Annotated in this window: 10 protein-coding genes and 1 pseudogene; 2 read left to right on the top strand and 9 right to left on the bottom strand. The window is 66.7% G+C overall.

Features of this window, described 5'->3' with window-relative positions; genetic code table 11:
• Window positions 1-105: 105 nt before the first annotated feature.
• The 8 genes and pseudogenes from IEW22_RS14115 to IEW22_RS14080 form a co-directional block, all read right to left on the bottom strand.
• Window positions 106-954 (bottom strand): annotated as a pseudogene (locus tag IEW22_RS14115) (MFS transporter); the annotation flags it as partial.
• 247 nt (window positions 955-1,201) lie between these two features.
• Complete coding sequence (locus tag IEW22_RS14110; RefSeq protein WP_188587254.1) at window positions 1,202-1,666, bottom strand: MarR family winged helix-turn-helix transcriptional regulator; 465 nt, start codon at window positions 1,664-1,666, stop codon at window positions 1,202-1,204.
• A 67-nt stretch (window positions 1,667-1,733) separates the two neighbouring features.
• A complete protein-coding gene (locus tag IEW22_RS14105) occupies window positions 1,734-2,489 on the bottom strand; it encodes a hypothetical protein (protein WP_188587253.1) in 756 nt (251 codons plus the stop codon).
• Window positions 2,490-2,505: 16 nt separating this feature from the next.
• Window positions 2,506-2,982: a PaaI family thioesterase gene (locus IEW22_RS14100; RefSeq protein ID WP_188587252.1), complete on the bottom strand. Its 477-nt coding sequence runs from the start codon at window positions 2,980-2,982 to the stop codon at window positions 2,506-2,508.
• A gap of 27 nt (window positions 2,983-3,009) precedes the next feature.
• Complete coding sequence (locus IEW22_RS14095) at window positions 3,010-4,050, bottom strand: pyridoxal phosphate-dependent aminotransferase (protein ID WP_188587251.1); 1,041 nt, start codon at window positions 4,048-4,050, stop codon at window positions 3,010-3,012.
• Window positions 4,047-5,153, bottom strand: coding sequence for a 3-oxoacyl-ACP synthase III family protein (locus tag IEW22_RS14090; protein ID WP_229742673.1), 1,107 nt, complete (start codon window positions 5,151-5,153; stop codon window positions 4,047-4,049). Before IEW22_RS14090 ends, IEW22_RS14095 begins: the two co-directional genes overlap by 4 nt.
• Complete coding sequence (locus tag IEW22_RS14085) at window positions 5,153-5,815, bottom strand: SRPBCC family protein (RefSeq protein WP_188587249.1); 663 nt, start codon at window positions 5,813-5,815, stop codon at window positions 5,153-5,155. Before IEW22_RS14085 ends, IEW22_RS14090 begins: the two co-directional genes overlap by 1 nt.
• Window positions 5,816-5,888: 73 nt before the next feature.
• Window positions 5,889-7,643, bottom strand: coding sequence for a thiamine pyrophosphate-binding protein (locus tag IEW22_RS14080; protein WP_188587248.1), 1,755 nt, complete (start codon window positions 7,641-7,643; stop codon window positions 5,889-5,891).
• A gap of 74 nt (window positions 7,644-7,717) precedes the next feature.
• Between IEW22_RS14080 and IEW22_RS14075 the strand changes: the two genes are divergently transcribed.
• A complete protein-coding gene (locus tag IEW22_RS14075) occupies window positions 7,718-8,935 on the top strand; it encodes a sensor histidine kinase (protein ID WP_188587247.1) in 1,218 nt (405 codons plus the stop codon).
• A complete protein-coding gene (locus tag IEW22_RS14070) occupies window positions 8,850-9,266 on the top strand; it encodes a sensor histidine kinase (protein WP_188587246.1) in 417 nt (138 codons plus the stop codon). Before IEW22_RS14075 ends, IEW22_RS14070 begins: the two co-directional genes overlap by 86 nt.
• Here the strand turns inward: IEW22_RS14070 and IEW22_RS14065 are convergent.
• Entirely contained in the window at window positions 9,179-9,850 is a 672-nt protein-coding gene (locus IEW22_RS14065; RefSeq protein ID WP_188587245.1) for a response regulator transcription factor, read from the bottom strand. The genes IEW22_RS14070 and IEW22_RS14065 overlap by 88 nt on opposite strands.
• Between the last annotated feature and the right edge of the window lie 38 nt (window positions 9,851-9,888).

Raw genomic sequence — 9,888 nt, 5'->3', positions numbered from 1 at the left:
CAGGCCACGCAAGGTCCTCGGCTGGCGAACCCCGGCCGAGGTCTTCGCCGAGCAGCTACGCTCCCTGCAGTAGCCCGGTGTTGCATCGACCGGTTGAACTCGCCCCGCACCGCCGAACAGTGCGACACCCACCGACACGCTGGCGATGGTTGCCAATGCGGTGGTGCGGTCGCGGAACAGACGCAGCGGGATGATCGGGTCGGCCACCCGCGACTCGGCGAACACCGCCGCGGCCAGCAACACGATGCCCAGTGCGACCAGGCCGAACGACGCTCCCGACACCCAGTCGTAGCTGTCACCGGCAAGAGTGACCCAGATCAGCAGGGTGCTCACACCGGCGGCGATGAGGAAGGCACCGAGGTAGTCGATGTGGACGTCCTTGCGCACGACCGGCAGGTTCAGGGTCTTCTGGATCACCAGCAGAGCGATCACGGCCAGCGGCACGCAGACGTAGAAGGTCCAGCGCCAGCCGAGCCAGCTGGTGTCGACGATGACCCTACCGATCAGCGGTCCGGCGACGGTCGCGATCGACATCACCGCGGCGATCGGGCCCTGGTAGCGGCCGCGTTCACGCGGGCTGAACATCGAGGCGATGACGATCACCACGAGCGCCTGCAGTCCGCCGAGGCCGAGACCCTGGATCACGCGGAAGCCGATCAGCATCCCCACCGACTGCGAGAGTCCGGCGAGGATCGAACCGAGGGTGAACAGTGTCAGCGACGCCTGGACCAGGATCTTCTTGCTCACCAGGTCAGAGAGCTTGCCCCAGATCGGGGTGGTGGCGGTCGATGCGAGCAGCGTCGCGGTGACCACCCAGGTGTACTGGCCCTGGGTGCCGTGCAGGTCGGTGATGATGACCGGCAGTGCATTCGACACGATCGTCGACGAGAGGAACGCGACGAACATACCGAGAAGCAGACCGACGAGCGCTTCGAGCTTCTGGCGGTGCGTCATCGGCGTGCCCGCTGCGGGGGCAGTCTCCCGCACTACGGACTGGGACATGGGAGAACCTCCTGCAGTGGTAGTCGATCCCGCGATGGGAGCGCGATGAACAGCGCGGCCAGAATGGGCCGTGCCCAGCGGGTGACCAGTCGATGACCGGACGGGGACGTCCGAGCGAACTGGTTGAGTGTTGCAACTATACGAACTTGTAGTTGTAACGCGCAACTATCGGAGGTATTCCCGACGTCGAGTGCCCGGCTTAAGCAGGATCAGGTTCGAACTCGGCGTCGTCGTCGATCAACCGGTTGAGCAGCCGGGTCAGGGTACGGATGTCCTCGGGATCCCATTCGGACAACCGCGCGCGCCAATCGGCAACCGCCTCGGCCGAGACGGAGTCGACGCGCGCGCGGCCCTCCGGGGTCAGTGACACCAGGCGGGCACGGGCGTCGTGCGGGTCGGGATGGCGTTCGGCGAGCCCGAGCCGCACGATCGAATCGATCTGCCTGCTCACCGTCGACTTCTCCAGCCCGAGTCGCGCGACCAGTGCCGACACCGGCATCGGCCCGTCCTCGTAGGCGAGCAGGGCGATGAGTGGATAGCTCGACGGGTCCAGGTGCGGATCGACGGCACGCGCGCGGCGGCGGAGACGAATCCGGCCCTGCCGCATCAAATCCGCGAACCCGGCCTCGAGGTCGGTGATCAGGTCATCGGTGGCGTCGCCCATCTGCGGCAGATCCTGTTCGTCGCGGTTCCGGCGTTTTCAGTGGTATCCGTACTTGCTGCGGCACAGGCTACCGCGCTGCAGTCTCGTCGCCGGTCTTGTCGTCGCCGGCCTCTGCAGACCCAACCTGAGCCGTGGGCTTACCCGCGACCAGATCTTCCAGACTCATCCCCCAGCGCCCGAATCGGGCCTCGATGATGTTCGACCGCTTCACCGCCCGCGCCATCTTCTTCTCCCTGTAATGCGTACGCGCCCAGCGGGAGGTGGGTCGGGCCAACCGAATGGCCCCGATAAGTCCGACCAGTGGCACGAACACGCCGACGGCCGCGGTCACATATTTGCCCTTCCGCACGCAGATCAGCAGGAAAACCAGGTTCACCACCAACGTGATGACGAACGCCGGTGTGCCGTTGCGGTTGTCGTCGGTGTCGAACGGTGTCGCCCCGAGCAAGGTGAGGCCGAGCAGTGCCATCGTCAGCGCGACGAGCTGCACCGACAGCTGCCCCTGCTTCTCCCAGTACACGTCCTGCAGATGCAGGATCAGCGCGAACTCGTCGAGCACGAGCGACGCGCCCACCCCGACCATCACCGCCGCGATCTCGGTAGCCGGCGTCCGCCCTGACGCCGCGAGTGCGGTGAACGCACCGATGATCGTGAGGATGATGCCCGGTACCGCGTGGTGGATGTGCACGCCACCGGAGATGTTGTTGCGAAACGGCCCCTTGCCGGCCCGGATCATCCTGGTGATCACGCGGGTCACCACGAAGGTGATCACGAAGGCGAGGAACGCCACGAACAGCGCCCGCTCGGGATGGATGGCGATCATGGTCGGCGACTGTCCCTCAGCGGCGCATCCGCACCCGCATGGTGTGGTGTGCGGTCGCCACCGTCTCCCCCGACTCGTCGACGATCACCGCGACGTGCTGGGCGTCGGTGCGCCCGCCCTCACGGGCCGCCCGCTCCCGGATCGAGGCCACCTCCTCGGGGGTGACCTGCACGCGCAGGGTCAGTTTGCCCCGGCCGGGGTTGACGAAGTCGATCGACGCCGTCTTCGTCCACACCTCGAAACCCTTCCCGAGCTGCGCCGCGAGCATCATCCCGTAGAGGATGTCGGTCGCCGAGAACAGCGATCCACCGAAGGCCGCGCCGTGGGCGTTGGCCGTCCACGGACGCACCCGCATGGTCACCGTGCCCTCGGTCCAGTCCCGGCTCACCCGCGGCACCCGGATCCCCGAGCCCAGCAGCGGCGGATACAGACTCACGAGGTGCGGAAACACCGCCGGGTCGTGAATCCATCGATGAAACACCGTCTTCGCCATGGGACAACGGTATGACAGCGCTCAGGCTCACACCGTCGCGGTCACCGTGTGCAGCACCGCACCGATCTCGGCGGTCGCGGCGTCGTCGCCGACGGTGATGCGCACCCCGTCAGAACGATACGACCTCACCAGCACGCCACAGGAGGCGAGAACGGACCCGAGTTCGACGCCCGCGGGTCCGCCGACGAACAGGAAGTTGCCCTCACCGGCAACCGGCGCCCGCCAGCTCGCAGCCAGCAGCGCAGCCATTTTCGCGCGCTCGGTTCTCATCGCGTTCACTCGCCGGGTGAGTTCGTCCTGCCGTGACAGACACAGCGGAACGGCGGCCGCAGCCAGCGGACCCACCGAGAACGGCATCTCGAACTCGCGTACCCGCCCGACCAGCCGCTGCGCGCCGACGCCGTATCCCACGCGCAGCGCCGCGAGGCCATATGCCTTGCTGAACGTACGGATCACCAGCAATCGCTCATGCGTTCCGATCAGGCGCATGAGGTCGGGTGGTCGTTCGGCGAACTCGATGTACGCCTCGTCGAGTACCACGATCACATGCTCGGGAAGGTCGTCGATGAAGTCGTGCAGCTCCTGCTCGTCGACCACCGTCCCGGTGGGGTTGTGCGGCGAACAGATCACCACGGCGACGGTGTCGGCGGTGACCGCTGCACGCAGGTCGCCGAGAACAACGCGTCCGGCCGGATCGAGTGGCATGCCGCGAAATCGCAGCCCGAGCATCGTCGCGATGATCGGATAGCCGTCAAAGGTCGGTATCGCAGTCACCATCACCGGATCGACGATCCCGGCGTCGAGCCCCCGTCGGGCGGCATCCTGCAACGCCTGCGTGATGACCCCCGTCGCGCCGGCGCCGACGCTCACCGACTCGTCGTCGACGCCGAGGTGAGTTGCCACCACCGACCTGGTGCGGTCGGGAAGGAACTCCGGGTACCGGTTGACCTCGCTCATCTGTGCGCGCAATTCGCGGGCCACCTCAGGCAGTGGACCGTAGGCGGATTCGTTCAGGTTCAAGCGCCCGCGCCCGCGCAATCCGGGCAGCCAGGCGTGGTCGAGAGTCATCGGCGCCCGCCCCACCGCAGCGCTGCCGCCGCTGCGAAATCGCCGGCGTGGGCGAATGCCGACGTCATCACCACGTCGCCGTCGTGGATACGACCGTCGCTCACCGCTGCATCCAGTGTGAGCGGAACACCAACCGCGAAGAGGTTCCCGCACTCGTCGAAAGTGTCGGGGTGGCGGGACTCCGGGAGTTCCAGGGCATCACGCCAGTTGCGCAGGAAGGCGCGCCCTCGCCGCGGCGGCCTTCTTGTCCGCAGCCACCACCCGATACCCTGCCGCGGTGCAGTGCGGTTGGGCTGGTTGGTGACCAACCAGTCGAGATCGCGCGGTGCGATACCGATCGAATCGGCGACCTCCATCGCCACCGCGGGCACCATCCGATTGCCGCGGGCGAGCACCTTGGCGATCTTCGCCTGGGTGAACCCGATGTGGATCTGACCGGTGCCGGCCTCCCAGTACTTGCGCGTCGGAGCCGACACCGCGGTCATGTCGGCCGAGTACTCGCCGAATGACCGTGTGGCCACACCCAATACCGGCGATCCCGCGCCGTCGAGCGCGACGAGTGCGGCCGCAGCTCCGTCGCCGGGGATGGCGGCCTGCGCCTTACCGCGCACCTGATCCTGCATGAAGATCTGCGACGCGCTGTTCTGTGCCAGACCCAGCAGTGCGGTGCCACCGCCGGCCGCACGCAGCAAGGCGGTGGCGATGGCGATCATGTGCGCGAACGCCGCGCACCCGCCGTTGTGGACGTCGAGTACGGTCTCCGGGCGCAGGCCCAGACGGTCGGCCACCTCGCCGCCGCAGCCGCGTACCGGCACCTCGGGCAACTGACTGTGTGTGAGCACCACGGACACGTCGTCAAAGTAGTCCGACCCGTGCCTGTCGGTGAGAACCCTTGCCGCCGAGAGCATCATGTCGGCCGAGGTCTCGCCGCCGGCAGCGTGGTGGCGGTATGCCGGCGCCGCGAACATCACATTTCCCGCCAGATTCTCGTCGTCCACCAGTGCCGCGAAGTAGTCCGCCGAGACGCGTTCGTCGGGCAGATAACCTGCCACATCGCGCAGGATTGCGTTGTGCTCCTTCATGTTTTCCACAGTGGTCGTCATCAGCTCATCCATTCGGGAGTCAGCGGGAGTCCGTTGCGGTGCCGGTATTCGGCGATCGCGGTCAGGTTGGCGAGTTCGAGACGGTGACCGGCCGAGAACATCTCCCAGAAGTCGCCCACCCACACCGGGCGCTCCGCCGGGGCGGTCTCGGGATACGGGTTGCGGTCGTAGAACGGGTGGTGGCAGTTGTTCCACAGCACCACCGAACCCGGTTTGTCGAGAACGACGTTCGCGTCGACCACCCGCATCAGGTAGATCATCCACAGGTGAGCGCCCTGATCCCACGCACAGTGGTAATCGACGGTCATCGCCTCGGGGTTGCTGACGGTACGCGTGTAGATCTTCGTCGCGTCGCCGAGCCTGTCCTCGGCAACCCACAGGCCGGGCTCTGACGTCTCCTCGAACCCGCGCAGACTGTAGGTCCACTCTTCGAGAGATCTGGTGTGGGACAGCCAGTTGAACAATTCGCGCGGCGGCGCATCCACGAATCCCTGCACCGGGCAGAAGTCTCCGTAGACCTGGTCGTGCGGATACACCGACCGCAGCATGTCGACGATGATCGGAGTGGCCACCGGTCGCGGGTGGGTCTCGATCCGGGTCAGCCCGGCCAGGTCGGTCACGTGCTCACCGATGTCCTCCAGCGGTGTCGGCAGTGTTGTCATCGCAGTCCTTTCGTCGGTCGGCCATAGGTACCGATCCGGTGGCGACGCTATGGGCGCCCGGTGAGGTGAACCGTCAGAGAAACGGCAGGAACGGAGGCACCTCGTCGCTGTGACAGTCAACGACGATGCAGTTGGGTCCTCGGGTGGCGAACAGCTCCGCACAGTCGCCGCGAAGCTCGTCCACCGTCGCTGGGTGCCGCACATCGAGTTCGGCGAACATGGCGGCCAGTCCACCAGCGATGTCGGTCGAGCGGAATCTGTTGCGAACCTCGGTGTCCGGGAAATAGCGACTCTCTCGGGTCACGCACATCCCATGTGCGTTGTTGTTCAACACAATCAGGGTCACATCCGCGCCGTACTCCACGGCCGTGTGCATCTCCATCCCATGCATGAAGAACGCGCCGTCCCCGGCGATGACCACGGTCCGTGAGGACGTCCGTGCGAGCGCTACGCCGATCGCTGCGGCGATCGCGTATCCCATTCCACCCATCCCCAGCGCCACCGTGAAACGCCCCGTCTGCACCGGCGTCAGGTGATGGACGGCGGCGGCACCGACATTGCCGGCATCGGCGAATATTGCTGCTGCTGCGGGTAGTTCATCGTTGATGACAGTCATGATCTCTGGCGTCGAGAGGTGGCTCTTGCCGCGGATCGCCGGAGTGTCGACGTGCGTGACCGTGACCGTCGATTCCCCCGTCCGGCTGCTCCGGACAGCCACATCGGCTCGTGCAAAGGGTGCGCTCCGCCGCGAGAGGAGCTCACGCTCGAGCACGTCGAGCGCATCCGGTAGCGAGTCGACACACACCGAGGCGCAGTCGAATCGCGGTGGGTACATCCCGATGTGAACGAGATCGGTTGCCTCGAGGTCCTTGTCACTGCCCGCCCGGTCGGTGGCCGTCATCCGTACCCCGATCGCCACACAGTGCGCTGACCCCGCGATGGCCTCGCGCGCCGACGGATGACCCATCACCCCGGTCACCCCGGCGTGGCGATCGACGGCCTCGACCGCATCGGCGCCTCCCGGTGAGGCGACCAGTGTCGCCCCGAGACACTCGGCGATCGCCACCACGTGCGCACCGCTGCGGGTTCGCGACACCTCCTCCCCCACCCAGATGCAGATCGGTTGACCGGCCTCCGCCGCATCGACGAGAGTCGCGGCCAGTGAGCTCAGCCCATCGCCGATGTCATCCCCACCGTCCGCCACCTCGGGCCGCGAACGCCGCTGCCCGGCGCACTCCAGACCGTGGACCACCGGAACAGGCTGTGCCTGCACATCTTTCGGGATGACCAAGGCGAAGGGGCGATCACGCGACAGTGTCGCGAATGCCTCGTCGAGCGCACCGTCGAGTTCCTCGGGATGTGTGACCACCGCGGTTGCGCCCGTGACGGCGTGGAGCAGCTGCCGCAGATCGATGGTGTCGGGTGGCACCAGCATGTCCTGGAATGCGCCGTGACCGGTGAGAGCCGTCGGCGGCGCCCCGATGACCGCCAGTACCGGAACCCTGCTGTCATAAGCCTCCGCGAGTGCGGGGATCACATTCATCGCGCCGCCGCCGGAGGTGGTGAGCACCATGCCCGGAGTGCCGGTCAGGCGTGCGACCCCGTCGGCCATCGCCCCCGCCGCGAACTCGTGTTTGGCCACGATCACCGGCATGCCCGCATCGTCGGCAGATGCGTAGACGTCCTCGATGTTGGCTCCGTGTACCCCGAATGCGAGCGCGACCCCTCGTTCCCGCGCTCGCACCAGCACCCGACCGGCCACCGTCTGAGGCGAACTCACCCGAGGTGAGCGCGCTGTCTCGGCAGCCGATGCCGGATTCGAGGTCATGACTCACGGTGCACCCGCGAACCTGAAAGGCCGCTGAAATCGGCCGCCGTCGCCGAGATCGGCCCCTGTCGAAGGTGCCGGTAGCGTCCTACACTCGGGCGATCGACACACCGGACACCGCACGAGCACCGTGGCAACGTCGTCCACGGATACGGCTCGGTGTCCGGGGCAAGTCCACCGCTCTTGCCGCCGCGGTCGTCACGGTCGCCCTCGGTGTCGCGGCTGCAGCGATGCTGTTGATGCTGCACAACTCCAATTCCTCGGCGCTGCATCGCGCGACCGGCCGACAGGCCTACCAGATAGCGACCGCGCTCGGTCGAGCCGGTCTCGGCGGCGTCGACCGAGACGATCTGGCCCCGGGGGCAGGCGTGGACATCACCCAGGTTCTCGACGAGCGGGGGACGGTGGTGGCGTCCTCACCGGGCGCACCGACGACTCCGGCCGTGCGACCCGAGACGGGCCGATCTGAGCGGGGCGGCACGAGCAACGGGACCGGCAAGCCGCAGCGGATCATCGACGACGTCCGGCTGCCCGGCTACAGCGGTGAGTTCTCCGCGTCGGTCCGCTCTGCGACTCACCAGGGCCAGCGGTTCACCGTGGTCGCCCTCGACCGGGCCGACGGCATACGCGGCACGGAGTGGACCACCGCCATGATCATCGCGATCGAGCTCCCGGTGGTCGTGGCGGCGGCAGCCACCGCCGTATACCTCCTGGTGGGCAACGCACTTCGACCCGTCTCGCGGATCACCACACAGGTCGGCGACATCGGCAGCGACCAGCTCGACCGCCGTGTCCCCGTCCCCGCCGCCACCGACGAGATCCACACACTGGCCACGATGATGAACGACATGCTCGACCGGTTACAGACGAGCCGAGACGCCCAGCTTCGCTTCGTCGCCGATGCTTCTCATGAGCTGCGCAGCCCGCTGACCACGGTCGTCGGATTACTCGACCTCGCCACTGATGTCGACCGCGACGTGGATCTGCGGACAGTTCGCACGATCCTGCTACCCGAGGCGCAGCGGATGCAGCGCATGGTCGATGACCTGCTGCTGCTCGCGCGCCGACGAGAGGGGGTTGTCCTTGCGCACCACCACCGTCGACCTCGACGCCATCGTCGAGAGCGAACTCACGCGTCTGCGAAGCCGCCGCGATCTCGACGTGCGGGCGCGGCTGCAGCCCATACAGGTCACCGGCGACGCCGACATGCTGACCCGGGCACTGCGCAATCTCACCGACAACGCAGCCCGTCACACGCGCTCGACGATATGGCTGACCATGACCACCGATGAGGATCACGCTGTCATCACCGTCGACGACAACGGCGCCGGCATCCCGGCGGATCAGCGGGAGCGGGTGTTCGACCGGTTCGCCCGACTCGACTCCGACCGCCGCGATGTCACCGGAACCGGTCTGGGACTGGCCATTGCACGCGAGATCGCCCGGGCACACCGCGGCGATGTGCGCGTCGGTGAGGGCGGTCCCGGAGCGCGGGTGGAGTTGGTGGTGCCGCTGGCGATCGGTACCGCGCCACCTCACACTTCGCGGAGCCGGTATCCCGCACCGCAGACGGTCTCGATCGACACCACGCCGAACGGAGCGTCGATGCGTTTGCGCAGATAGCCCACGTACACCTCGACGATGTTGCCATCACCGGCATAGTTCTCGTCCCAGATCGATTGGAGGATATGACGTTTGGACACCACGTCATCCTTGTTGCGGATCAGCAGTTCCAGGATCGCGAACTCTCTGGGCGTCAGCTCGATCACGGTCTCGGCTCGTGTCACCACGCGGCGAGCCGGGTCGAGACTCAGCGATCCTGCCGTCATCACCACCGGACGCTCCCGAGATCCTCGACGGACGACCGCACGAAGGTGCGCTTTGAGAACGACCACCGAAAACGGCTTGAGCAGATAGTCGTCGGCACCGAAGTCGAGCGCTTCGGCTTGGTCGTACTCGCCGTCTTTTGCCGACAACATCACCACCGGCACCCACAACGATCGTTTGCGCAGCTCCCGAACCACTTCGTAGCCGTTGAGCCGCGGCAGCATGACGTCGAGGACCACTGCGTCGAAGTCTTCGTCCACTGCTCGCTGCAGCCCCAGGGCCCCGTCGTGGGCGACGACCACATTCCAACCGTCACTCACCAGAACCCGCTTGATGGTCTCGGCGGCATGCGGATCGTCGTCGACAACCAAGACCCGCATGTGATCAGCCCTCTCCGAGCTCACACAACGACAGGAAT

The organism is Gordonia jinhuaensis, assembly GCF_014639795.1.
GTDB classification, from domain to species: domain Bacteria; phylum Actinomycetota; class Actinomycetes; order Mycobacteriales; family Mycobacteriaceae; genus Gordonia_B; species Gordonia_B jinhuaensis.
This window is presented reverse-complemented; position numbering and strand designations above follow the sequence as displayed.